At 64.7% G+C, this 25,122-nt stretch carries 21 protein-coding genes, 1 tRNA gene and 1 pseudogene; 11 read left to right on the forward strand and 12 right to left on the reverse strand.

All coding sequences use genetic code 11. The annotated features are described in order from the left end of the window. Positions 1-182: 182 nt before the first annotated feature. A complete protein-coding gene (locus ABZ470_RS19565; RefSeq protein ID WP_362912641.1) occupies positions 183-578 on the forward strand; it encodes a cupin domain-containing protein in 396 nt (131 codons plus the stop codon). A gap of 463 nt (positions 579-1,041) precedes the next feature. On the opposite strand, the gene ABZ470_RS19570 is transcribed toward ABZ470_RS19565, so the two are convergent. After that, a complete protein-coding gene (locus ABZ470_RS19570; protein WP_352010809.1) occupies positions 1,042-1,536 on the reverse strand; it encodes a YajQ family cyclic di-GMP-binding protein in 495 nt (164 codons plus the stop codon). A 278-nt stretch (positions 1,537-1,814) separates the two neighbouring features. On the opposite strand from ABZ470_RS19570, the gene ABZ470_RS19575 reads away from it, so the two are divergent. Continuing rightward, positions 1,815-1,899, forward strand: a tRNA-Tyr gene (locus tag ABZ470_RS19575). 375 nt (positions 1,900-2,274) lie between these two features. On the opposite strand, the gene ABZ470_RS19580 is transcribed toward ABZ470_RS19575, so the two are convergent. Beyond that, positions 2,275-2,403 (reverse strand): hypothetical protein, encoded by a 129-nt coding sequence (locus ABZ470_RS19580; protein WP_362912643.1) that lies wholly within the window; start codon positions 2,401-2,403, stop codon positions 2,275-2,277. Between the two features lie 678 nt (positions 2,404-3,081). On the opposite strand from ABZ470_RS19580, the gene ABZ470_RS19585 reads away from it, so the two are divergent. The 4 genes and pseudogenes from ABZ470_RS19585 to ABZ470_RS19600 all read left to right on the forward strand — a co-directional run bounded on the left by ABZ470_RS19585 (position 3,082) and on the right by ABZ470_RS19600 (position 6,401). Continuing rightward, on the forward strand, positions 3,082-3,468 hold the full coding sequence (locus ABZ470_RS19585) for a hypothetical protein (RefSeq protein WP_362912645.1): 387 nt from the start codon (positions 3,082-3,084) through the stop codon (positions 3,466-3,468). Positions 3,469-3,498: 30 nt separating this feature from the next. Then, entirely contained in the window at positions 3,499-3,918 is a 420-nt protein-coding gene (locus ABZ470_RS19590) for a hypothetical protein (RefSeq protein WP_362912647.1), read from the forward strand. Then, a pseudogene (locus ABZ470_RS19595) lies at positions 3,915-4,627 on the forward strand (creatininase family protein). The gene ABZ470_RS19590 and the pseudogene ABZ470_RS19595 overlap by 4 nt, the downstream one beginning before the upstream one ends. A gap of 481 nt (positions 4,628-5,108) precedes the next feature. Continuing rightward, positions 5,109-6,401, forward strand: a complete 1,293-nt coding sequence (locus ABZ470_RS19600; protein ID WP_362912649.1) for a hypothetical protein — start codon at positions 5,109-5,111, stop codon at positions 6,399-6,401. 887 nt (positions 6,402-7,288) lie between these two features. Here the strand turns inward: ABZ470_RS19600 and ABZ470_RS19605 are convergent. From ABZ470_RS19605 to ABZ470_RS19615, 3 genes are all read right to left on the reverse strand, one after another. After that, complete coding sequence (locus ABZ470_RS19605) at positions 7,289-7,702, reverse strand: hypothetical protein (RefSeq protein ID WP_362912651.1); 414 nt, start codon at positions 7,700-7,702, stop codon at positions 7,289-7,291. A gap of 1,012 nt (positions 7,703-8,714) precedes the next feature. Continuing rightward, positions 8,715-9,314 (reverse strand): transposase, encoded by a 600-nt coding sequence (locus tag ABZ470_RS19610; RefSeq protein ID WP_362912653.1) that lies wholly within the window; start codon positions 9,312-9,314, stop codon positions 8,715-8,717. Then, positions 9,281-9,646 (reverse strand): winged helix-turn-helix domain-containing protein, encoded by a 366-nt coding sequence (locus ABZ470_RS19615; protein ID WP_362912655.1) that lies wholly within the window; start codon positions 9,644-9,646, stop codon positions 9,281-9,283. Before ABZ470_RS19615 ends, ABZ470_RS19610 begins: the two co-directional genes overlap by 34 nt. 422 nt (positions 9,647-10,068) lie before the next feature. On the opposite strand from ABZ470_RS19615, the gene ABZ470_RS19620 reads away from it, so the two are divergent. Next, entirely contained in the window at positions 10,069-10,761 is a 693-nt protein-coding gene (locus ABZ470_RS19620; RefSeq protein ID WP_362912657.1) for a pentapeptide repeat-containing protein, read from the forward strand. 151 nt (positions 10,762-10,912) lie between these two features. Here ABZ470_RS19620 and ABZ470_RS19625 read toward each other — a convergent pair whose 3' ends face one another. Both ABZ470_RS19625 and ABZ470_RS19630 read right to left on the reverse strand, forming a co-directional pair. Then, the gene (locus ABZ470_RS19625; protein ID WP_362912659.1) at positions 10,913-12,178 is read right to left on the reverse strand and encodes a helix-turn-helix transcriptional regulator; all 1,266 of its coding nucleotides are present in this window, start codon (positions 12,176-12,178) and stop codon (positions 10,913-10,915) included. Positions 12,179-12,684: 506 nt separating this feature from the next. Beyond that, positions 12,685-12,828: a hypothetical protein gene (locus ABZ470_RS19630; RefSeq protein ID WP_362912661.1), complete on the reverse strand. Its 144-nt coding sequence runs from the start codon at positions 12,826-12,828 to the stop codon at positions 12,685-12,687. A 289-nt stretch (positions 12,829-13,117) separates the two neighbouring features. Between ABZ470_RS19630 and ABZ470_RS19635 the strand changes: the two genes are divergently transcribed. Beyond that, entirely contained in the window at positions 13,118-13,777 is a 660-nt protein-coding gene (locus ABZ470_RS19635; protein ID WP_362912663.1) for a YdcF family protein, read from the forward strand. 1,219 nt (positions 13,778-14,996) lie between these two features. Continuing rightward, complete coding sequence (locus ABZ470_RS19640) at positions 14,997-16,043, forward strand: methyltransferase (protein ID WP_362912665.1); 1,047 nt, start codon at positions 14,997-14,999, stop codon at positions 16,041-16,043. 267 nt (positions 16,044-16,310) lie between these two features. Here ABZ470_RS19640 and ABZ470_RS19645 read toward each other — a convergent pair whose 3' ends face one another. Then, positions 16,311-17,072 (reverse strand): class I SAM-dependent methyltransferase, encoded by a 762-nt coding sequence (locus tag ABZ470_RS19645; protein WP_362912667.1) that lies wholly within the window; start codon positions 17,070-17,072, stop codon positions 16,311-16,313. A 114-nt stretch (positions 17,073-17,186) separates the two neighbouring features. Beyond that, positions 17,187-17,882 (reverse strand): hypothetical protein, encoded by a 696-nt coding sequence (locus tag ABZ470_RS19650; protein WP_362912669.1) that lies wholly within the window; start codon positions 17,880-17,882, stop codon positions 17,187-17,189. A 115-nt stretch (positions 17,883-17,997) separates the two neighbouring features. Between ABZ470_RS19650 and ABZ470_RS19655 the strand changes: the two genes are divergently transcribed. Then, a complete protein-coding gene (locus ABZ470_RS19655; RefSeq protein ID WP_362912671.1) occupies positions 17,998-18,603 on the forward strand; it encodes a transposase in 606 nt (201 codons plus the stop codon). Between the two features lie 16 nt (positions 18,604-18,619). Here the strand turns inward: ABZ470_RS19655 and ABZ470_RS19660 are convergent, their stop codons facing one another. From ABZ470_RS19660 to ABZ470_RS19670, 3 genes are all read right to left on the reverse strand, one after another. After that, positions 18,620-21,838 (reverse strand): amidase domain-containing protein, encoded by a 3,219-nt coding sequence (locus ABZ470_RS19660; protein WP_362912773.1) that lies wholly within the window; start codon positions 21,836-21,838, stop codon positions 18,620-18,622. Positions 21,839-22,569: 731 nt separating this feature from the next. After that, positions 22,570-22,881: a hypothetical protein gene (locus ABZ470_RS19665; protein WP_352010794.1), complete on the reverse strand. Its 312-nt coding sequence runs from the start codon at positions 22,879-22,881 to the stop codon at positions 22,570-22,572. 495 nt (positions 22,882-23,376) lie between these two features. Beyond that, positions 23,377-24,288: a hypothetical protein gene (locus ABZ470_RS19670; RefSeq protein ID WP_362912673.1), complete on the reverse strand. Its 912-nt coding sequence runs from the start codon at positions 24,286-24,288 to the stop codon at positions 23,377-23,379. 146 nt (positions 24,289-24,434) lie between these two features. Between ABZ470_RS19670 and ABZ470_RS19675 the strand changes: the two genes are divergently transcribed. Further along, entirely contained in the window at positions 24,435-25,019 is a 585-nt protein-coding gene (locus ABZ470_RS19675) for a hypothetical protein (protein WP_362912675.1), read from the forward strand. Positions 25,020-25,122: the final 103 nt, after the last annotated feature.

A 25,122-nucleotide genomic window follows, 5' to 3' on the forward strand; every position in this document is an offset into this window, starting at 1 on the left:
TCGCGGGCCGTATGCACCGCCTGTTCCGCGTGCGCTTCTCGAACCGTGTGCGCCATCCGTTCTGTGTGCGCCTCACAGGTTGCCTGCTCTGCGTGCTCTGCCTGCTCTGCGTGCGAGGATTCTTGCGCCATGTGCTATTCCTAGCACTCGCCCCGGCCGTACCGGTGGGCCAGGATTCACCTGTGAGCAACGAACCCATCGCCCTCGACGAGGCCCTGACCTCGTTCGACGCCCTCTGGAGTCCCCGCGTCGTCACGCACGTCAACGACTACGACGTTCGGATCGCCAAGGTCGAAGGCGAGCACATCTGGCACGTCCACCAGGAAACCGACGAGTTCTTCCTGGTGCTCGACGGGGAACTGACCATCGGCCTGCGCGAACCCACCGGAGAACGCACGGTACGGCTCCCGCGCGGCTCGGTGTTCACCGTCCCCCGCGGCACGGAGCACAGACCGTCGGCACCGAACGGCGCCGCGATCCTCATGTTCGAGCCGACCGGAACCTCGTCGGTCGGTGACCGGCCAACCGAGATCCCCGCCCACATCGACGCCACGACGGGCCACCCCCTCGGCACCTGACCGGAAGACCCGTGATGCCGCACAGCACCGCCAACCTTCGGGGGCCGGCATCACACGGACACGGCCGCCGTCGTGGGGAGGGCGGGGCGCCGTACGGGGGCTCCACTCCGGGCCTTGTCGCCGTGGACGCACGCCAGGCTTCTCGTGGGGCGTTTCTTCCCGGGAACGGACACGGCCGCCGTACGAGGGCCTTGCGTCGTCGTGGACGCACACCACACCTCTTTAGGGCGCGGCGGCCTCTCTGCGGGCGTGCCGGGTTTCCTTCCGGAGGAAGTGCGCGGAGGCTGCGCCACCATCTCCCCGCGACTGAGGCCGTACACCGGTCCAGATGGGCGCGTCCCGGTCTGCCGGACCGGGGTTTGCCGAAGCGGGGCTCCGTGGGGCCGGAGTTCTGCCGGATCGGAGATTTCGTCGGGTCAGGGCACAGGCCTTCGGCCGTGTGCCCCTGGCATACCCGTTGGCGCTATCGGTAGTTCGTGAACTGCAGCGCGATCTCCAGATCCTTGCCCTTGAGGAGGGCGATGACCTCCTGGAGCTCGTCCCTCTTCTTGGAGCTCACCCGCAGTTCGTCACCCTGGATCTGGGCCTTGACACCCTTGGGGCCCTCATCCCGGATGATCTTCGAGATCTTCTTGGCGTACTCCTGGTCGATGCCCTCCTTGAGGGTGACCACAAGCCGGTACTCCTTGCCGGACAGCTTCGGCTCACCGGCGTCCAGGATCTTGAGGGAGAGCCCCCGCTTGATCAACTTGTCCTTGAACACGTCAAGGACGGCGTTGGCGCGCTCCTCGCTGTTGGCCTTGATCTCGATGGCTTTCTGCCCGCCCGACCAAGCGATGGTCGCGCCGGTGCCCTTGAAGTCAAACCGGTGCCCGACCTCCTTGACCGTCTGGTTCAGCGCGTTGTCGGCCTCCTGGTGGTCGATCTTGCTGACGATGTCAAAACTGCTGTCGGCCATGCGTCGACTGTCCTCTCTAGCTCTCCTGCCGACCCTAGCGCCTCACCTGTCGGCTCATGATGAACGTGACCACCAACACCACGACAACGGTGTCGAAAACCGCCGGGCCCAGCACCCCACGTGAACCGTCATCCCCTTCGTTCCCAGCCGGTACCCCCATGGCGCGGGCGGCAAAAGTCCTGGTACGGCGGGCTTTCGGTAGGCAGTCTCCGCCGATGTCACGTCACACCCGGAAGTCCGCTATTCTTCTTCCTGTCGCCGCCGCAGGCGGAGGACAAGGCAGGTTGCCCGAGTGGTCAAAGGGAGCGGTCTGTAAAACCGTCGGCTCAGCCTACGCAGGTTCAAGTCCTGCACCTGCCACCAGCCAAAACGGCAGCTCAGAGCCCCGCGAGGGGCTCTTTTGCTTTTCCGGGACATGCGGTCGTACGCGGCCAGGAGCAGCCGTGTGTCACCGCTCCACCGACATACGTGCAATGATCTTGAAGGCGTTTCCCCAGGTGGAGCCGGGGTTTCCGGGCGCTGCGGGGGCGGGAACCGGCCTCCGGAAACGCCAAGGGACCCCGGGGTCTCCGAGGTCCTGGTCGTACGGCAGGCAGCTCAGGCGGCCAGTGCGTCGTCTATCCGCCGGTTGGCCACGTCCTTCTGCCCGTCGAGGCACTTGGCGTAGACCCGCAGCAGGACGTCCACGCTGTGCCCGGCCCGCTCGGCCACCTCGGGAGCGGGGACACCCGCGTTGAGTCACAGCGACACCGCCGCGTGCCGCAGGTCGTACGGCCTGCGCGCCAGGGGAGGGGCCACCTGGGCAGGAGTGAGAGCAAGCTTCCTGGCCTTCTGCCAGACCTCGGTGTAGGCCGTCGAGGCGACCACCCCGCCGCGCCACTCCGGAAGAGCCGCCCGTCCTGGCCGGTGCCGTACTCGGCGATGTGCTCCCGGAGGATCTCGACCAGCGTCGGCGGGATCGGCACCGGCCGTACGTCGTCACGCCCTCGATGCTTGAGTCCCCGCTGTCGGTCCACCGCGTGTCGACCTCGGGACGGGAGACGTCGACCGTCAGCTGCCCCCAGCCCTTGAGCGGAAGGTGGCAGTCCTGCACTCGCGGGCCGACCGCCCTCGGCCGGGCGCAGGGCCGCGTAACACATGTACGCGAACAGCGCCATGAGCCGCCGACGCCGGCCGCGACCGCCCACGTGGGTGACCATGGTCAGGAGTTCCTGAGCCCGCCGCGGATTGACCGCCACGCGAGGGTCAACGGTCTCGGTGGTCTTGGGCGGCTTCCACTTGACCTTGTGCAGCGGGTTGGAGTCCAGTTCCTCAAGCTCCACCGCGTACTCAAGGACGGCATGAAAGACGGCCCGCTTACGGGCGATCGTGTTTGGAGCGGCGGCCTTGCCGTCGAGGCGGAGGGCGAGCGCGTCGAGGGCCAGCCGTACCGTCCTGGCCTCGTTCAGGGCCGTCAGTTCGAGCGACGCCGACCGGAGCCAGCGGACCGCCTGCGCCGACTCCGGGGGAGTGGCCGGCCTTCTGCTCTCCGGGAGAAGGAGGTGCTTGCGGAAAGCCGTCCGCAGATCTTCGGCGTCGGGACAGCCGGGGCGGTCCTTGGTCAGCGCGGGAAGGCTCGTCGCGAGCGCGTCGGACATGCCGTCCCTGGTCTTGGCCGCCGCATGGGGCCACTTCATCTCGATGAAGGCCGTGACGAACTCAAGGACGGTCCGGGCGTCCTTAGCGGGCGACCAGCGCGTCACCTCCTATGTCCTCATGCGCAAAAGCGCCATCGCCATCGAATCCGGCGACCATGGCCACGGCCTTGGCCTGGCCAACGCCGCCCTGTCCAACGCCGACGCCCTCACCTCCCGCCTGCGAGCCGTCATCCTGCGCACCCGAGCCATCGCCAACGCCTACCTCGGAGAAGCCGCGGACTCCGCCCGGGACTAAGAAACCGCCCTCATCGAGGCCACCGCCGGAATGATTCAGACCGAGCCCGACCGGGCGCCGTACTGCACGCCCGCCTACGTCGCCATGGAGACCGGAGCCATCCACCTGCTGTTCGGTCAGGCCACTACCGCGATACCGATCTTCGAGGCCAGCCGCTCCCAGTGGACACCCGCCAGCCAGGCCCGCGACCACGCCCTGTTCCCGACCCGCATGGCCACCGCCTACGCCACGGCAGGCGAGCGCGACCAGGCATGCACCGTGACTGAGGAGGCCATCCCGCGTGTCCTGGCATTGCGCTTCAGCCGGGTGGCCGGCCAGCTTGCCGCACTCCGAATCCAGTTGGCCCGGTGGTCGGCGGATCGGTCCGTGGCAGACTTGCTCACCAGACTCGATCTCCTCACAGAGCCCTTCTTTCTGCCAGCATCTCGGCCACCAGAAGGAGAACGGTGATCGACGCGCTGCCCACCGCGACCACCACCGAGGAACACCACCGCAACGCCCCCGTCGCCATCCTGCCTGTCGGTAGCTTCGAACAGCACGGCGACCACCTGCCTTTGAGTACTGACACGATCATCGCCACCCTGATCTGCCGAAAGATCGCTGAGGCCTACCCTGTCCTGCTGCTGCCCCCGATCACGATCTCCTGCTCTCATGAGCACAGCGCCTGGCCCGGAACCGTCAGCGTCTCCGCCCGTACTTTGCACGCCGTCATCACCGACGTGTATGACTCGGTCACCCGTACTGGCCCCCGGGCTCTGGTGGTGGTCAATGCGCACGGCGGCAACTACGTGCTGAGCAACGTCGTCCAGGAGGCCAGTCCCAAGGGCATGCGATGGCGCTGTTCCCCACCCGTGAGGACTGGCAGACGGCGCGGACCGCTGCCGAGCTGGCCAGTTCCACGCACGAGGACATGCACGCCGGAGAGATCGAGACCTCGATCTTGCTGCACGCTCACCCCGAGGTCATCCGCCCCGGCTACGAGGGAGCCGACCACATCGCCGACGACCGCCGCCACCTGCTGACCGAAGGCATGCAGGCCTACACCGAAACCGGCGTCATCGGCCGCCCCTCCCTGGCCACTGCCGAAAAAGGCAAGGCCGTCCTCGACTCCCTGACCAGCAGCTTCGCTGACGTGATGAATCTACTCACCAAGCTCTGAGCACCATGTGCGGAGCGATCACGATCACGTAGCGCGGACACTGCCGAATTGTTCTCATGGGTTATCAAGCGCGCCGCCGCACGGCCCGCCGCCCGAGCGTGCGGCGTGGGCGCGGGTCTCGGACGGCGGCGGGACACGGCCCGCCCGCCGCACCGCGCACCCGCCGTACTCGACCACCGACCGCCGTACCAGGGCCACACCGCCGCTCTCGAAACTCGGGTTTTGGATAGTTGCGCCCGACGATCGCCTGATGATGGCTGATCTTCGCTCAGGGCTGGGGGCGATCGACGGACCGAGACTTCGTTCCTCAGCCCCGGTCCACCGGATATCTCAGCTAGCAGGATCCGGTCGCCAACTTGCCCTGTCGATCTGACCTGCGTAGATGCGATGCATCACCTTTTCATGCGACAGATCATGTTTCGTGAGGCAAAATTTCCCTCACTGGCACCATCAGGAAGCTCGCTGGTCGAACGGAGGGGTTATGACGATCATGACCGATGCCGAGCTCCTGCTTGGCCTCTCAAGACACCTCTCCGTCTTCCAAATGGGACCGGAGAAGGCTGCGCTTGAGCAGCTTGAGTTCGCGGGTCGAGTGCTCGACATGGCCTTTCGGCTGCGCGGGAGCACAACCAGCAGCGCTGAACGTCTTAGTGCCATCGGTTTGGACGCCGGACTTGGCCGCACAATGTTGCAGCCTGTGATCGCCACCATGGAGACCCTCGGCTGGATCAACGTGACGCGGGACACCTACAGCGCCCCCATCGCCGTCGCCGAGAGCATCCCCGCTCCAGGGGATCTTGTAGCCTCCGCTTCCTCCCTCTTGGACATGCTTAGGGCCACCCCTCAGGAACGTGCTGCCCTGTCGATCCTTCGAGCGACCTCGCTCCAACCGTTGTTGGTTGACGACGCTCTCCAGATGGCAACCACCTCGGCCTGTGACGAGGCGACGGGAGAGGACGCGATCCGCCACCTCACCTACCTGAAGCTCGTCCGTCGGGTGAAAACTGAAGCCGATGATCGCGAGGTGCTGTATAACCCCAACGTCTGGACGCAAGGTGACAGCATTGCTCAAGCGGCGCTGAAAGCTGCGGATGCAAGGGCGACCAGAGAGGTAGCAGCTCTTTTGGAGGAGGTTTCGGCTAATCCAGGCATGCCTGAGGCACACGTGAAGTCGACTGACTCCAAGTGGGTCACGTTCGCCGTCTCGCAGGGTTTGGTACAGCGGTCGGTAATTCAGACGTCAGAAGATGCCGAGCAGGGTTTTCTATTCACACCACATCTGACACGTGGGCCGTTTAGCGGAACCGCAGGTGACGCTTCTGGACAAGTGCGTCAGCTTGTGGGGTCGATGATCTACGCTTCAACGTTTGCAGCTTATAGACTCAGGTCCCCTGCGGTCTTTCTCAGGGCACTTATTGATCGGGGTGTCGCAGGCAACGCAACCTCCATCGGCACTGACTATTTGATGCTGGAGAAGGCGGGGGTTGTCAAAGTCATTCAGGGGAGTGGCCTCGGTTACTGCCAACTTGAACTGCTCCAGTCCGAGGTGGCTGAAGACGCTCTACAGTTGCTCATCGCGCGTGAAGGAACCGGTGTCAGCAATGCTTCGTCCGCAGACATTGCGGCCCTTCGAGCGCAACGATCGTACATTCATGTCGAGAGCGACCGCGCTAAGATGGCCTTGACCGCCGATGTCGATGAGATCGAACAAGCGCGCCTGCTCGCCGCCCTTCGCGACGTACCCATTCGGCGCATGATGAGTGGACGCTCATGAGTGAATCTGCAGAGAAGAGCTCAGGTAGTGCGGACCGTCAGCCTCGCTCCGGTTCGGCCGAAGGCCGTGTATCTGAAACCGCACAGAGCGTTAGAAGTTCACGGCGAGGGCCAGCAGCTGGCACAAAGCCGAGTGAAACAAGCGGGGGCCAGCTAGAACGACGCGTTGCCCGCCTTGAGTTCGCAGAAGGGGCTTTTACACGACTTAGAGTACCCATCACAGCTGATGGTGCCGACAGCGGGCGAGATGTCTTGACCGATATCGATGTTCTGTCTCTGGATCTCGATCGGCGGCTTCGTCTTTCCAGGTCAGTTCTAGAGTGTAAGAGCGGAAGAGGGCAGAGTGGCGAGCCGAACACAATCGTCTGGCTCGCCGGTTTCCGCCAACTCTTGAAGCTAGATCGTGCCACACTCGTGCGCCAGACGGTAAGCAGGCGCGGCGTAAGTCTTGCCCAGAAGCTGGATATTACACTTATAGACGAGGAGGCTGTAAAGCGGCGGGAGGTCGCTCACGCTTGGCTTCCGCAGAGGTTTGCGCATCTTGATGGGGCAGCATGCACAGCCGCTGAAGCTCGGACGGATACTCAGCTCAAGGGACTCCCTGGCATATCGCAAGAGCTGATCCGATTCCTGCGAGGAGAGGCTCTCCTAGCAGATTCTCCTTCCATCTTGGCCGCTTTAGAAGCTTTCGGCGCAGCCGTACAGAATCAGGGCATACTTCCTGATCCGAGCGCAAAGGTACTGTCGGGTCATGCCTTTATAGCGATCCTTCTCGCAGGACTTCAAGACGCTGGACGGCTTGACGTTATTCCATCTCGTGCTTTGCTGGGGCGGCTCGAACGGGCTCTTACAGTCGGTAACCCTGATGATGTCCACCTCCTTCCGCTACTAGAACGAGCGGATGCACTGGTGCGTCACATCCAAGACCGCACTCACAAGGCATACGTCAATGCTGGGGCCGAACCGATCCATGTCGACGTACCTTCTCTGCGAGACTCTGTTGCCACTCCACCCGAATATCTTGGCGATTATGTGGATCTCGTGGAGCGGCTGCGCAGCAATCCTCAAGTGTCGCGGGACCTTCTTCAAACTGCTGAGTTGGTCTGCTTCGATGCTCTGCTTGACGATCAGAATTGGCGTGCTCCTGCCTTCTCGCATCTTTTCACCATCGAGCATCGCGGGCTCCTCTTGGTTGCACTTCGATGCCTCACTCGGGTCGCCGGTGTGCAAGCAACCGCACCCTTGCGAGAAATGAGTGACCTTCCTTTCGATGGTCCAGTAGTCGGTGTCCCAGACCGGCATCAGCCACTGCTTAATGAGGGCAACCAGAAGCTCTTTTAATTGACAGCAGGAATGATCGGAGCGCGCTCACGTAATTTTCATTATTCGTTCACTCCGGTAGCTCATCAACGAGGGTCTACTCATTCGTGGACGCGGGCGGACCGTTCGCTCACAAACACGGCTGTACTGGCAGCGACCAGCGAGACACTTTGTCGGTGACCTCGGCCGCGAGAGGGCTTCTCGGGGTAGTCGGTTTCCATCCACGTGGCGGCCAGGTCTCGACAGGCCATCATGACCGTTCTCGGCCGGAAGACGATCTCGTGGCTGCATCTATCGGGGCGTGGCAGGATCTCGTCGAGGATCACCACGCTGCGCGGTTCGATCCCGGAGGGTGCGCGTCTCTCATGCTGTGTGCAGTGGTGTGTGGCTCTCAGCGGGCGACTGCGGCTGGCTGTGCCGAATACGTGCGCAAGTTTCTGGATCGATTTCGGATCATTGTCCACCTCACTCCACAGCAAGCACCGTTCTCTCATGCCCCAAGCCGCAAGCAGGGCAGAGCCCACTCGTCGTGTGCATGTCCCTCAAGGCCGACCGATTATGTAACGATCTCTGCATCCTGTATGTCCGTGACATGCTTGCGCACTGATATGGCCAGTATGGGTCTGCCTGCATGGATGCGTCGCCACCCTTCCCCTCTTCCTGCCGCTCCGCCTCCCCTACGTGAACCCCGACCTGCCGCATGGTGGATCATTCCCATCACCTGCTGATCAGTGGCGTGATCTACGGAGTGGCGTGGTGGTTGCTTGCCAACGCGACCTCTCTCGCCTCGACAGGACCTCTCACCCCAACGGCAACAGCAAGCCTTGCCCCTTCACAAGGCATCAACTCCATTCAGCTCCGCAACGAGGTTTTACGCACCGCTCTAGCAGCAGGTGCCGGCGTCGGCGCAGCCATTACGCTCATGCTGGCCTTCCGCCGTCAACGCCATCAGGAACTCACGACCCTCGCCACTACTGAGGATGAATTCCCGGGGTTAGGTCGGTTCGAGGGCCAGACCGGTCTCGGCGAAGAAGCCGTCGATCAGATCGGGCCGGTACTGCATGCGTTTCAGTCGGGTCTTGATCGTCGCGTTGAGGGCGTCCAGGCCGTCGACCAGGAGATTGCCCAGGCCATGCTTCATGCTGGCCCAGATGCCTTCGACGGGGTTGAGCTCGAAAGCGTAGGCGGGCAGCCGGTAAACCGTCAGCCAGTCACGAGCGGCAATGTAGCTGCGCATCGCGTGGCTGAGGTGGGTGTTCAGATTGTCCCAGACGAGCACGATGGAGCCGCCGAGTTGCTGGTGGGCGGCATCCAGCAGGGCGGCGTAGTCGCGTTCGGCGAAACTGCGCCGCTCGCCCTTGCGGCCGCGGTGCAGCCGGACACGGTAGATCATCCGGCTGCGGTGCCCGGCCTTGAGGCAGATCATGCCGGTGATCGACACCCGGCCTGATCCCTTGCCCGACACCGTCGCCACGGGCGTGTGGCCGCGGCGCGCCCAGGTCCGGCCCCGGGGCGGTCTCAAGATCTGACCGGCCTCGTCCTCGAAGCAGATCCAGCCGTCTAGAGCCGCCGCCGTCTTTTTATCCGCTGCCACTGCTCAGTCTTCCACCAGGTGATCACCACCTCGTCGCGTTCGGCGGCCCGGTGCACGCTCACCTGCGGCGACCAGCCCATCCGGTGCAGCAGCAGCGAGACCCCGCGCAGGCTGTAGCGGATCCGAAACAGCCAGACGATCAGATCCGCCACCCGCGCCAGCGTCCAGCGCTGATCGGCCCAGCCGTGGGCGGCCGGGCCCGCCTGGAGTTCGGCTTCCAGCCGGGCACGTTGTTCCTCATTGAGCCGGCAGGGCCATCCGGCCGCTCCCTTGGAGGCCAGTGCCGCGATTCCGCCGGCTTTCCAGGCCCGATACCAGCGGCTGGCCGACATCGGAGAGACATGTAACCGCCGGCGACCTCGGCTTGGGACACGTCTTGCGCGAACATCTCCGCCGCATGCAGCCGTACCGCTTCGCGTCGTGCCCGGTCTTTGGCGGTCAGCCCGCCACCTTCCGGATACCTCATAATTCCGGCATATCGGATGCATGGCCATCTAGTGGTCATGAATCATGCATGATGATCTAACTTCCGAGCTTCAGCCTCAGTAACTACTACGCCGAACGCACTGCCGGGCACACTGAGCATGACGCCACCGAGCATAGGGTCACGGACCTATATACCAAAGCCGTTGAGCAGCTCGGCAGCGAGAAAGCCGCCGTCCGCCTGGACGGGTTATACGCCTTGGAGCGCCTAGCTCAGGGCAACCCCACCCACCGACAAACCATTGTCAACGTCCTCTGCGCCTACCTGCGCATGCCTTACACCGTACCGAACACCGATACCTGCGCGGCACAACCCCCTGGCCCGTGGCAGATCAAGACCAGTCCCTCCCCCCACGAGGAGGGGGAACGCCAGGTTCGACTCACCGCCCAACGCATCCTTACCGAGCACCTGCGGGATGAACCCACCACAGAGGAATATGACACAGACCAGCCCGCCGACCTTCGCTTCTGGGACGGTATGCGAATCGATCTAACTGGCGCTACCCTCATTAACTTGCATTTCCTAAACTGTCGTATGGTCGAATCCGTCTTCCGTAAATCGACCTTCTCTGGTGACGCCGTATTTATCGGAGCGAATTTCGCTGGAAGCGCCTGGTTCGAGCGGACGACCTTCACTTGGAACACCAGTTTCCAGAGGACGACCTTCACTAGTAATGCAACGTTCGGAGGTAAAGGCGTACGAATATCCAGCCAGGAGGCGACCATTTCTGGCCGGAGGGATGGGCCGTCGTTGTCCAACCGGATGGAACTGGTCTTCTCCAATCACAGGAGAAAACTGCCGCCTCTTCAGCAGACCCGGCTGATTCAGATGGTGATGCCAACGTCTGACCTGTGCGGATCAGTTCGTGCGACCGCTCCGGATTACTCCACACCCCTTGAGTGCGTCGGTGATCCGGCGCTTGGCAGCTTCGTCCTGGCCGAAGATGCACTTAGCGTAGATTGAACCGCGCCGGGATTGCTGGAAGCTTTGGTCTGCCTGGGTCTGGCGGAGGCGCGGTTTATTTGTTGTTCCTATTCGAATCCGGCAGAGCTACAGCAGCGTCCTGAGTGAGTTGGAGGACTGCACCGACGGTCGCGGAGATCATGCCGACGCCTCAGTCGTTGTCTATGATCGTTACCCTGATCACCAGGTCCTCACCGAACTTGATTCCAATAGCTTGCTGGCCGCGAAAGTCATCCTCGGAGCGGCCAACATCGATGAGGTCTGGGGGTTCGGAGAGACCTGTGGCCTGTCGCCAAGCATCGCGCCCGTTGGCACTCTCGCTGAGGTAGCCGCCGTCTTCGCAGTCCTCGCAACTGCCACAAGCACCGCACTCGGCGACACGATTCTCCTCGTGTGTCCGGAAAATGTGCTCCACGAAGCTGCTCGCGTACACGAACGCTTGGAAAGGGTTCTCCCTCACCGGGACGACGACATCCGGACGCGTCACGGTGAGCACGGCCGTGAACCCAGACGCGTCCCGCAGCAGCACCTCGGAGCGGGCGGCGTCGAAGTCCAAGGCGTAAAGATCGCCCTCAAAGATCTCATTGACGATATCGCGATTGCGTCGAAGGAAGCCGAGAAGCACGCTCGCGATGAACTCCGGTGCGGCGATGGCGCTTCCATCGGCCTTTCGCCATTCGTTCAGGGCCGCATCCAGCGGATCCCACCAGCGGTAGGGGTGCAGTCGCGAAAGCTTGATACGGCCATCGGATCCGATGTGATCGGCGATCTCATCCTCAGTGAATTCAGGAAACCCGAATGGGAAGCGCGAGATCTCCAACGCGACACCGTCCCAGTCCGGGTCGTCCCTTCGGTGCTCGATACCCTTGACGTACTGCCACGGAGGCATGTCGTCCCACGTCCCACGCCCCCAGCTTATGGCCGCGTGCAGCACGTACTCTTCCGCTAGGTTCTGGAGTCTCGGCCTTACGCCACTGTCGAGCAGGGACGCCATCCGCTGAAAATTCTTCGCCAGCTTCTCGCGCCATGCATGATTCCCCTGAACCCGGAACAGAACAGAGTCAGGTAGCTCTTCCATAAAGTCTGGAAGATCCGCCTGATCATGGGTACTCATGTCGTAGGCCATGCCGCAAGTGGCTGATAGATGCACCGCCATAGCAGGCGTCAGAGACCCCTCCTGGAAACTCTCGTTCAGCCTCCTCGCGTGTAAGGATAGTTCGGCCGCTTTCTCCTGCGGCCGACGCCGAGTTGCCTTGAGCACACGCTCGACCGCGGACCTGGTTTTGGCCGACACCGACGAGAGGTCGTCCTCGGCGCGTCTCCATGTGGCCACAGAGACGCGCGCGCCCTTCGCCGCCTCGGCTTGGGTCAGCCCAGCCGCCTTTCGCGCGACCTTCACATCGACAACTTCCTCCATCGAACCTCCTCTTGCGAGCACCAACCGATTATTGAGCGCTCAGTGAGCACTCAATCTAAATGACCTTCAGTGCGATGGCAAGTTCTGCGACATCTGGCCCAAGCGACTTCTTTTGTCAGGCAGCGCCATACGATCCCCCTTCTCAAGAACCTCCTCGCCCCACGGAGCTGATCGCTGATTGGCTGGCGGAGGGGCCGGTGAAGACGCAGATCGATCGCCGGATGGATCCCCGGCCGCGCCTGTCGTGGCGTGCAATATACGTGCAATGATCATGATGGCGAGAGGGCTGCGAACGTGCTGCGTACCAGGTCAGCGGCCATGCCACCTGAAGAACGGTCACGAGCTGTAAAACCGTCGGCTCAGCCTACGCAGGTTCAAGTCCTGCACCTGCCATATCAGCAGAAAGAGCCCTCTCACCAGCGAAAACGCGGTGAGAGGGCTCTTCTCGTATGTCCGGCTGACGGCGGGTCGCCATGGCTCGTCGCGGCCAATATGCGGCCAAGTTTTCAGGCCCTGGTCGCCTCACAGAGGCGGCACATCGCCTCGCCCTGTTGGCAGTGGACGCACTTGGCGTAGACCCTCAGCAGGACGTCCACGCTGTGCCCGGCCCGCTCGGCGACCCGGGCGCCGGAACACCGGCGTTGAGCCATGTGGACACGCAGGAGTGTCGCAGGTCGTACGGCCGTTCGGCGGGCATCGGGGCGGCTCCTTCGAGGGCCGGAGGGAGACAGCATGACCGAGACGATCCGCTCGCGCATGCCGGCACCGAACGAGTCCGAGATGGTGGCGCTGCCCGCCACTGAGCCGGGTCATGACCCTGCAGCGGCGTATGTTCACGCGTGAAGGCCGCCTGGTCGGGTTCGCCCGTGGTGTGCACGTCGCGTCGCGCTTCGCGAGTCCTACGCGTTCAAGATTCCCGACTGAGGACAGCTAGAGGCCATGACCGCCGGTGCCGTTGTCCCCGACGTTCTCCGTGCTGACGTCGAGACGTTGTGGAACTACCACGACATGCACCATGCCGTCCGGCCGGCAGACGTCGGCATCGGCCTGGGAAGTCACGACCTCGGAGTCGCCACCCATGCCGCCGATCTCCACCTGCGAGGACTGTTCCCGCTGATCGTGTTCACGGGAGCCAACGCCCCCACCACGATCAGCAGGTTCCCTCACGGCGAAGCCGTCCACTACAAAGAGCATGCCGTCGGACGAGGGGTCCCTGATGGGGCGGTGCTGGTCGAGCCACGGGCGACGAACACGGGAGAGAACTTCACCTACACCCGCGATCTTCTGGCCCGGCACGGGATCACCGTCACGTCGGCGGTGCTCATCTCACGCCCTTACCAGCAGCGGCGCGCGTACGCCACGTGCAAGAAGATCTGGCCGGAGATCGAGATCACCTGCGCGTCACTCCCGCTCTCGCTTGCCGACTACGTCGAGAGCATCGGGGATGTGGATCGCGTGATCAACATGCTGGTCGGCGACACCCAGCGGATCACGGAATACGCCAAGAAGGGCTTCGCCGTAGAACAGCCATACCCGGATGAGGTCCGGACGGCCTTCGAACGCTTGGTGGAAGCCGGGTACACGAGTCGCCTGATCTAATTATGGACGTGCACAGCACGAAGCCCTGACGATGATTCCACCCATGCCGGGGCTCCGCTCTGCTCCGCAGGAGCGTAGGTCCAGGTAGCCGCTCTTACTACCTGGACCTACGCCGCTTCAAGTGCCAGACGACCGCGAAGACGGCGATTCCCAAAGGGAGAACCCATCGCCAGTCGATATGGTCGGACTTTTTCCTATTTATCTGCCTCGCATGCTTTGGCACAGGTACCTCATCTTCCGGACCAGCAAGCTCCTTGCGAGAGACGGGTGATGTGCTTATCCTTCACCGTTTTAGGAAGCTTTGATTAGTACTCTCCTGGGGAATATTTCCGATTTGGTGGATTGGATGATCACCGTTTCTCTGCCTCCCGTGACTTTAAACACGCATCTAAGGTTGCACCATACCTGCGCTTGGGAGGGTGGCGCACACAAAAAGGTGCCGACCGTATACTTTTAGCTGTCGGTCGAGATTCTCGCTTTCCTTGCGTATGCGGGGATGGTCCCCTTAGGTGCGTGTTTATCCTAAGTAAGGGTTAATGCTCCCCGCGCACGCGGGGATGGTCCCAGCGGCTGATCTACATCGAGTGGATCAACGGCTGCTCCCTGCCATGAATCAGGTGGTGTCCAGCCACAGGTCCCGCTGTGGCCCTGGAAGACAGGAGAACGGTTCAAGTCTTCCTCGAGCGCAAATCGGTCGCCTTTGGAGTCCTGGTCACGAGCAGAAGTGACCAGGACTCTTTGCTTGGACGGGTGGTGGACCAGCCGTAGGCCGATATTCCCGTAGATCTTGACCTTCCGTATCAGGTCGACCCGCGTGAGAACCGGACCATGTCGCCGAGTTCACGCGTCACCTCAGCCGTCTTGGGGATGGACGTGCACGCGGCTGAGGAGCGTCCTACGGCCGAGCTTTTCCTGGAGCCATCCGGCGACGAGCGCGGGGTTGGCCCCCGCCTCAAGAGTGGCGCGGTGCTGGGCGGTCTGGTGGCGGGAGGGATTCGCCGTTCGCCGCAGCGCAGAACCGGACGATCGGGGCGGCGGGCGGTGACCCGCGCGACACTATGCTCACTCGCGGTGCAGCCGTATATCGCCCCCCGGGCCAATGGTTGAAGATCCGGCAGGCCCATAGGCTCGAACGAGGTCCCACACCGCAGCATCGGCGGACGGCGTGTTCCGCCGCGCCGGCGAAGGACACGCAGATCCCACCAGGGGAGGCACCTCGATGGAAGGCCGCCACGAACAGGACAGCGCGACCGCCGACGGCCGAACGTCGGCGTCCTTCCTGATCGACGAAGCGCTCATGTTCTATTATCCGGCCGCCCTGCGGGCCGTGGCCGCGACCGGCGTGGCGGACCATCTCGCGGACGGTCCGCGTACCGTCGAAGACCTGGCCCGGCGTACGGGTGTCAACGCGCGGAGCCTGTACCGGGCCCTGCGGGTGTCGGTGACCCGCGGGATCTTCGAGGAGTTGGACGACGGCCGGTTCCGCCTCACCCCTGCGGGGGACGCGCTGCGCACGGACGCGCCCCTGTCGGCGCGGTCGGCCGTACTGATGCTCACGGACCAGTCGATGTGGCGGCCCGCCGGCGAGATGGAACGCTGCCTGCAGCAGGGCGGTCCGGCGTTCGACGACATCTTCGGCATGCCGTTCTTCGACCATTTCGCACGAGATCAGGCGACGGCGGCCATCTTCCACCATGGGATGGCGGCCATGTCCGCCCAGGAGAACGCGCCGATCGCCGCGGCCTGCGAATTCCCCGAATCGGGAGTCGTCGTCGACGTCGGTGGTGGCCAGGGCGGGCTGCTGCGGGAGGTGCTGGGCCGGAGGGACGGCCTGCGGGGCGTGCTCTTCGACGCCGAGCACGTCCTGCGAGACCACCTGCTGGACGTGGCGGAGACCCGTGGCCGCTGGGAGCTGGCCGTGGGGGACTTCTTCACCGAGGTCCCCAAAGGAGACGTCTACCTGCTGAAGCGCATCCTGCACGACTGGGAGGACGACCAGTGCGTGGCCATTCTGCGCAACTGCCGTACGGCGATGCGGCCGGGCGGGCGGATCCTGGTCATCGACGCGGTCGTTCCCCCCGGCAACGCCCCGCACCAGGCGAAGCTCGTCGACCTTCTGCTGATGGCCTCTCTCGTCGGTCGTGAGCGCACGGCGCAGGAGTTCTCGCAGCTTTTCGAGGCGGCCGATCTGCGGCTGTCCCGCGTCGTCCCCACCGGTACCGTCCTGTCCGTCGTGGAGGCGACTCCGAAGGACCCGGACGGCTGATCCCGGCCCGCGCCGAGCCTCCGGCGAGCGGGTGAGAACTCCTGTGCGGCTGCCCGCCGCCACCGCCCCGCGGGGTCGAGCCGATCTGTCCGAGCGACGACGTCAACGGACACCGGCGCGCGTTCCAGGTGTCTCCGTCGTACGGACAGGGGGCGGTCGGTCCGTCTCCCGGATCCCGCACGTCGCGGGGAGAGGGTGGTGCCCGAAGCGCTCCGGGCCGTCCCAGGTTTCAACTCGTGCGGTCACAGGGGCCCGCCTTTGGGGAGGTCACGGACGGGTGGCCACCAGTAGATCGACCACGTAGGTCTCCTCCAGGGTCTCGTCGGGGAAGGCGTCGCGCAGGCGTCGACGCTCCTCGGTGAGGAAGGCCTGGGCCGTGGCCTGGTCGAGGACGAGGAACGCCGAGCGACTGCCGATGTTGGCGAGGTGCGTGTCGAAGGAGACCGTCCGCTGCCAGCGGAGCAGCCGGCGGACGACCCGTAGGCCGGTCAGACCGGTGAGCCGGATGGCCTCGCCGTCGTCGGGACGTGTCACAGGGTGCGGGGGCACTCCACAGTGATGCGCGATGCGCTCGTCCTGGGCGCGGATCCACGGAATGTCGAAGGCGTTGGTGTTCCACCACAGGGCGAGCGCGCCACCCGGGCGCAGGACACGCAGCGCTTCCGGGACGGAACGCTCGATATCGGTCCACTGCCAGGACTGCGCGTACGTGATGAGGTCGTGAGAGGAGTCAACCAGCGGCAGGGCGTTGCCGTCGCCCCGGACGATCGGCACGTCAGAGAGCATCCGGCGGAACTCGGTGACCATCGCCTCACCGGGTTCGACGGCGATCACGTCGGCGCCCCGTTCACTCAGAAGTCTGGTCGCGATTCCAGTCCCTGCGCCGATGTCCGCGACACGGGCACCCGCCAGTGAACGGCCCAGTGATTCCTCAATGAAGTCAAAGAGCGCGGGAGGGTACGAAGGACGGCTCGCCTCGTACTGGGCGGCTGCCGCGTTGAACGAATGGGCGCGGGATTCGGTGGTCATCTCCTCGTTATCTTTATCCGGTTCATGTTGACGATCGCTTCCGGTATCGGTCGGACCGTGGACATTGGAAAGCGACGGAGAAAAGCCACTCGTCGGGAAGTCGCGGCGGCACGTTCACGACGCGCTCCCGGAACCGACGGGCACACGCCTCAGCCGGGCCGCGCCGACGGCGTTGAGACCTACGCCCCAGATGAGGAGGACGGTGCCCCATTGCAGCCATGCCAGGGGGGTCATCTGGCCGGAAAGCAGGTTCCGGGCGGTGGCGTACGGCGCCAGCCAACCTTGGACGGGACTGGCGCGCAGCACCAGCCACAGGCCCATCGGCAACACGATGGTGCCGAGGCAGGCGACCACGGGTGACCGTAGCAGCAGGCCCAGCGCCGTACCCGTCAGCTGGGCCACGACCTGTACCAGCACGCCGCCCAGGACGAGAGTCTCCACGTTGAGCCAGGGGTTCGCTCCGGGGACGGCCGGAGTGAGGATGAGGGCCAGGGCGCAGGTCAGGGCCCCGAACACGCCGAAGGCGGCGGCCAGCAGAGTCGCCGCCAGCAGGGTCGGGGCGAGCCGTGCCGTACGAGGTGTTCTTCGCAGGTCGTGGGTGAGCAGTACGCCCAGGAACGGCACCGTGATCGACATCAGGCTCTGCGCCGCTTCCGTGAGCATGGCGAACGTCCGGCCTGCGGGCGGTGCCTTACTCATGCCCACGGCCGCCGCCACGCCCGCCAGCAGGGTGATCGTGACCAGTCGGCGGCGGGTGCGTGTTCCGACGGAGCGCCGGAGCGCGTCGCCCAAACCGTTGTCAGCGTTCACCGGACATTCCCTCCAAAGTTCGCCCCGTCCACTTCTTATGGCATATGTCGCGCGATTGTTGAAGGTATCGGCATTAAGACCGTGTCCTATGTGGTGATGGCTTGTTGGTTGGGGCATGGGGCGGGGTACGTGGAGTTGGATTGTCCCGGACGGGTTGTGGGAGATCGCGAAGCCGCTGATCCCACCGGACCGGGTGCGGCCGCAGAACGCGCCCGATGAGCCGCTGTTCGCGGCGATCGTTCACGTGCTGGTCAGCGGGTGCGCATGGCGTGCGTTGCCGCCCTGTTTCGGGGTCTCCACGTCCACCGTTCACCGCCGCCTCCTCATCGAAGGCCGGTGTCTGGGGTCGGCACGCAACCGGTCCAGGGCCGGGCCCAGGTGCTCGACTGTGGTCGCTTCGGCGCCGGCCCGGTCGGGGAAGCGCACTCGCACGTCGTCCCCGCCCAACGGGACGGACGGCCCCTCTGATCAACTTCCTGTTCGACGGCGGCGTGCTCAGCCCGGCCGAGGCCGCTCTCGCCACTCGGCTGCCGCGCGGCGAGAGGTGAAGGGCTTCGTCGGCCCCGTCCTGGCTGTCCCGGTGATCCTCTACGCCGCTGCGGGCCCTGGAGAGGATTCTCCGCCGCGCGTCGGCCGATTCGCCGTCGAACGCCACGCGAGTGACGTCCGGCGGCGAATCCTTGCGCTCAAGTTCGTCCGACGAGCCGCCGGTGAAGCTTGAGGAGTATCTCGGACCATCACCAATGGGGTCGGAGGATTATGTACTGGACGCCGCTGTCGGGTCTTTTCAGAGGGATGTCCCGCCCCTTGGTGTGACCGTGCTGGGTGATGAAGACACCTCCCCAGGCGACATTGGGGCTCCCCTTTTTGGTGACAACGGCCGCATGACGCCATGGGTCCTGGCCCGCGGACTTCTTGTGATGGTTGAACCAATAGATGATGTCACCGACCCGGACCTCGGGCCAGGTACCGTAAAGGCGGACTTCGGTGGCTCTTCTCCGCTTGCTGTAGAAGTGGTCGAAGTTATGCCGTACCGCCGCCCAGGAGTATGAATCGTGATCGAACCGTTCATACCAGAGCTTGTTGTTTTTCCGATGCTTCCAGCCATCCCATTTGCCGAACATCCGTAGCCCTCCGCCGTGGTTGAGGACACGGGAAACGAAGTTGGTGCAGTCCTGGCCGTATTCCCAACGGTCGTAGGCGTGCTTGTGGGCCCAACGAACCATTCCTCCGGTGTTCACGGCGCTCTGGGACACCACGCCGGCACGGGGTGTCTGGGCCCCTGAGACAGTGCTCACCGGCGGTTCGGGGATCTCCTCCCCGTCTGTCAGGCCGTTGAGCTCGAACGAGGAGGGTTCGACCTTGGCATCGACGTAGTCACCGCCGAGCTGCCGGGTCATCTCATAACCCGATGTCTGCGCGGCCTGGGCCCGGAGGTGCAAGGACGCCGCCGGCGTTCGCTGCTCGAAGACGTAGTCGGTGGTCTCCTCCCAGTCACCACCGGTGGGTGTGTCCGCGTCCTGCGCGGGATAGACCAGGTCCGCGCTCACGGTCGCGCGAACAGTGATCTTCCCGGCCGAGGTGACCGACACGAGCGTGTCGCTCAGCCGGATGTTCCTCGTGGTCTGGCTGTTCTCCTGCGCGGGTGGGGGGATGTCGTCGGCCACCGTGCTCAGCACGGCGTTCACCGTCTCACCTTGCGGGCTTTCGGCCAGGGCGTCGTCAGCGGTCGTGTACTGACCGTCGGCGATCCCGGCACGCGCCTGGACGTAGGCGCGCACCGCATCGAGGTACTGCCCGGGGCCCCCGGGGACGGCGGCCGGGGTGGTCACCTCGCTGGTGACCCACGGCCCGCTGCCGAACGTGGTCCGTGCGCGTACCCGGAAGCGGTAGGCGGTGCCGTTGGTCAGTTCGCCGACCACGACGCGCTGCCCTTCGCTGTCGACGGTGCGTACGACACCGCCGTCCGCTCCGATCACCTGCAGGTCGTAGCCGTCGACAGGAACGGCCGCGCCGACGTCGTCGGGCTGGGACCAGTTCAGGAGCACCCCGCCGTCGCCGGGTCGGGTGTCGATCTTCGTGATCGCTCCCGGTGCCGTGGGCGCCACATACCGGATCTGGACGGTGGCGTTCTCCCCCAGCGAGGCCGCGGGCACGCCGTCATCCGCGATGAGGACCAGGCCAGGGTCACGGAACTCCGAGTCGGCCGGTGTCGCGTGCCAGTCCTGGACGAAGGGCGTGACGTCGAGCGCGGCATCGCCGAATCCGTACTCGGCCTCGGGTTCTTCCACCAGTTGCTGGACGACGTCGGCGCCTGTCGCGTTCTCGGGAAGTTGCTGCTTGAGCGCGTGGAGCTTGAGCTTCGCGTCGGCGGGGCACCCGGCGGCGCAGTGCGCGCTCCCCATGTTCACCGTGGCGGAGGTGATCTGCGCGCCTGCGGGAATCGACGCCGGATCGATGGTGACCAGGGTCAGCTTCCGGGAGGCGCCCCCACCGCCCAGTTGCGCGTCATCCGTCACCGCCAGCTGACACGCCGCGCCGCCGCACGCGTCCGGCGCCGAATGCGCCACCCGGAAGGTGATCGTTTGCCTGTCCAGCGTCGCGGTCCGCTCGGCCGGTGACTCCGGTTGCCGAGGCACGGTGAAGTCGATCGCACCGGAACGCGCGCTGCACGCGCCTCCGTCGGCACATGACTCCATCTGCCAGCGGTAGGCGCCCCCTTGCTCGACAAGGCCCTCGGGGACGCGAAGGCTGACACGCCGGCCGCCTTCGGCCGTGGCCACGCCGAGGGGCGAGGCGCCGACAGGCTTGCCGTCGACGTCGAAGAGGTAGAACCGAGCGGTCATGGATCGGGTGGACACCCTGCTGACGACACCGGACAGCACCGGGCTGGTCGGTTCTTCAAGGCCTGTGGCAAGGTCAGTGGGCACGTTCGCGGCATCGGTGGTGAACTTGCGCCGGACGGACCAGAGACTGACGTCGCTGCCGGTGCTCACCTTCACCTTGAAGTCGTAAGACTTCGCATTCTCAAGGACACCCGCGGGGACCGTCCATGACGACGTGCCCCCTGAGGGAACGTCCGGAACGTCCCCGCTGGCCACGACGTCGCTCCCGCCCTTGGGCATGACCACGAACGAGTGCTTCAGCGGACGCCCGTGAGGATCGACGGCCTTGGCGGTGAGCGTGGGAGTGGTGGTAGCGACGACATCCGCCCACGAGGTGTTCGACACGGCCGGTGTGGCCCTGAGGTCACCAGCCGGATCCGGGGTGGTTTCCTTGTCGACGGCGAAGAACACCGCGTCGAGCGAGCCGCGATACTGGTCGGCCGCCGAGTTCGGTATGCCGCCCAATGTCGGTCGGCCACTGCCGAGCTGGTCGACGAGACCGCCCGGAACAGGCTTGCTGCCCTTCAGCACGTTGCCGATGTAGACGGCCAGGGTCGTGCCGGTCTTCCGGCATTCGACGTCGTGCCAGGCCGTGTCCACGATGGTCCCTGCCTGGACCCGGACTTCGGCACCACCGTCGATCTTGACGACGCAGCTGGCCACTCCGTCGTCGACGTCCAGCTTCCACTGGTCGGAGGCGCTGGGGAAACCCTGCTGGATCACAGTGTGCTTCCCCGCCACCGGCGCGGAGCCGAACCGGATCCTTGCCCCGAAGCGGAAGGTTCTCGCCCCGGCGGCGGGGACGGCGGCGCCGCCTACTTCGATGAGCGCCGAACCGGTGGACGGGAACTGGACGGCGAGCCGACCGTTTTCGCCTGGGACGAGCTGAAGCACGGTGGTGTCGGGTTTGACGGTGCCGTGGTGCTTCTGGCCGGTGACGTCGATTACGGGGGCGAGTTTACCGTCATTGAAGTCGTAGCGGAAAACCTCGTTCAGCATTTCGTTGGACGCTGCCGCCGGGACGGCGGGCACCATAATGACCAATGAAGCAAGTACATTGAATGCGAACACCGTCGCCAAGATTCTTCGCCACACGGGACCACCTGCCGAAAGGTTGAATGATAAATCGGGAGAAAACACCGAAGCATGTAAATTGGAATACCTTCGCCAAGAGTCTTCGCCGCACGAAACAACTTGTCAAGAGAGTGAATAAGGCCGGATAGGCACATCGATGACGGAGGTATGCCGCCCCGGCAGGTGGAGGCGGGATTCCACGCCTCCAGGGTGCGGTGAGACAGGATTTTTACCGACGGTTATCTTTCGTCCACACCCGCATGGGTCCTGAGGGGGATCCTCCGGCTGTGCATCGGCCGATGCTCCCTCAACCTCACCGCTCCGACGATTTTCACCCTGACCGGGCAGGACACAGTGACCGGATCGGCCGCCGTCCGCGCCGCCGGGCTGACCAAGACGTACGCCCCGGGAAGACAGAGGCGATCGCGCTCGCCGACGTCCATGTGGAGTCCCCGTGCGAGCACTTCTCCGCGATCATGAGCCCGCCGGATCGAAGGAGCCAACGCTGCCCTGCCGTCCTCCCCGGAGACGACCGACGAGCAGCACACCAAGCCGGCCCAGTTGCGCGCGGACCGGATGGAGGCTTCAAGGCCGCTCAACGGCGACGAGTGGTGGGGTCGGCGCAGGCCGGCGTCGCGCCCGGGAGAAGGCGTTGAAGGAGGCGGCACGGGAGGAAGGCTGACAGGGAGGCGTGCCCCGCGCTGGTGGCCGGGGCGCGCCTGTCAGGTTCAGGGGATGTATATGAGGAAGTAGAAGCCCGCCCGGCGGTACTGGTCACCGGCGTAGTAGCGGCAGCCGGCCAGCCCGGTGAAATCGCCGTGCTCGGCGGCATCCTGCCAGCCGGCCCGGCAGTCGTCCATCGTCGCGTACCACTTGGACCAATACCAGTCCGGAGGCAGCGGAGCGAAGGCGTGGCTTCCGGCGCTCCCGACCGAGGCGGTCTGGTAGTTGACGGATGCGGATGCGGATGCGGCGCCGGCCAGAACGGCGGCGCCCAGCGCCGTCGCGAGTAACGCGGCAGGTAATCGGCGGATCTTCACGGTGACTCTCCTCGGTCGGGTGGGTGGGAGAACACCTTCAGATGAGCACCGATCGACGAGGTCGGGGAACTCTCGGATTTCCATATTTCGGCTGCATGGTCCCGCTTCGGCGCCTGCCGGCTCGGACCCGAATCAGCTGCTCGCCTGGTCGGCTGTCACGCTGCCCCTCATGCCCGGCCTCGGCGGCTTTCAGCACCGCCTGGTGCACCTGCTCGACGGTCCGGTCTTCGAGCTGGATGGGCGAACCGGCCAGGACATGCCATTACTGCATCCGCACCAGGGCCTGGTCACCGTCGGCTTCGGTGACCACCGTGACATCCCCCGTGATCACGCCCGCCTCATCGGTCATCAGCCGCCCGGCCCTACGACTACTTCGTCCTCGTACTGTGCCGTCTCGCCCATCTCGCTCCTGCTTCCTGGCCGACCTGTCTACAGGTGTCCCGCATCTCAGTCAGTGCCGCCCGCTTGTCCGCCACCGCCGTCTCACCAAATGAGTCAGGTCTGATCCGGATAGCCCAGATCGAAGGCGGCGTCGGTCAGGTGGGCCGTTCTCACCTCCGGGTCGTCGAGGAGTTCGCGGAGGGCGGCGAGTTTCCAGCGGTCGAGGAGGAGGGCGTGCACGACGCCTTCCTCGGCCGCTCCGGTCAGCTGGTACGGGGTCAGCCCGAATCCTTGGAGGTCGTCCGTTTCGTGGAGCAGCCCGGTCCATCGGCGGAACTCGGCCAGTGCCGTCGCGGGTTCGGCCTCGCACTGGTAGGTGGGGCTGTTGCCGGGGAGCATGCCGCGGTTCCAGACGATCGCGTTCGTCCGGGGAACGAAGGAGGAGTCGTCGTAGAAGGACGGGTCGTAGACGTAGGAGACGTCCGCTCCCGCGCAGATCCGGTGTTTCCGGTTGAAGGCGATGAGCTGTTCGGTGGTCATCGCGTGGGTGAACTCCACGACCGCGACGGTTTCGAGCGTCTTCGGGAGGGCGTCCACGGTCTTGCGGGTCTTCTCGGCGAGCGCGTCGTCGGCACCGGGATTCGTCTCCACGGCGGTGATCGCGTCTCCCAGGGCGCCGGAGGGGCCGGAGAGGGAGGGGGCTCGTATGGTGCCGAACAGGTCCTCCGTGATCTCGTACTCCTGTTGGGGCTGGTCATGACCGGCCCGGCGCGGTTCCCCGGTCAACGTGTAGGTCGCACCCAGCAGCCTTCCACCGTCGCTGTAGCCGTCCGACAGGCGTTTGTCGGGGTTCGCGACGCGGGCGACCGTGCCGTACACCTGGGCCAGTCGTTCGTCGTCGAGGTCGACGTATCTCGCCAGGAGTCCTTCGGCCGCGTTGAGCGCCAGGAACAGCAGGACGCTGACGCTCAGGACCTTGAGGAGGGACTTGGCCGCGTACGCCCAGTCGGGCTCTCTCGTGTTCATCGCCACGCTCCGGTGATCTAGATCAAGGAGCACCATAGCCACCCAGGTATGGAAATATGGTGAAATTTCAGCGAAAGGTGCTCGTAACAGAGAGCCTCCGGCTGGAACGGGAGATTTTCCGATCGGCACCTGGCCATGATTGTGGGATGAATTCCCTCAGGACCGTTGTCGCGGTTGTCATGGCCGGGGCGTTTCTCACCTCCTGTGGTTCGGCGCCGACCTCCTCCGCGCAGGTGAAGAACAGTGCGACGGCCACGCCGACGGGAGGCGCCGGCGGCGAAGGCCTTTATCCCTCCGGTTTCGATCCCGGTGCCTACACGCCGCCGGACGACTGGCAGGAGGCCTGCAAAAAGAACTACACCGCTTTCGCCGTCCCCCTGCTCGCCGGATGGAACGCGATCCGGGGACTTGTCGAGAATTCGGAGTATTCCTCCTACCACTCCGGATCGCTCAAGGTGATCCACGAAATGCTCACCGAGCCCGCGCAGCAGAAGGTGCTGAAAGCCTGCCTGCGGGCCGATCCGGTGGTCGGGGGCCGGTTCGAGAACGGTGTGGCGGTCCTCGGGGAGGTCGTGGACATCGTCTGCCGGGGGGAGGAGGCGCGGTCGTGCGGGAGGTGGGAGCTGACGGCGGACGAGCGGGTCGTGCTGGGCAGGAGCATCCCGCAGGTGCTCGCCGCGCTCCCCCCGAAACGCCAGGAGGGAAGCGCGAACGTCTCCGGGCAGAGCTGAGGCGACCGGGACCGCCGGTGCGCCCCGATCGGGTTCCGTCGCCCGGAAGATTCGTCGCCGCACTTGGAAATAGAACCCCTGGGGGGTATGTTGATGCCACACG

Source organism: Streptosporangium sp. NPDC020072, from assembly GCF_040631445.1.
Classification (GTDB): Bacteria; Actinomycetota; Actinomycetes; order Streptosporangiales; family Streptosporangiaceae; genus Streptosporangium.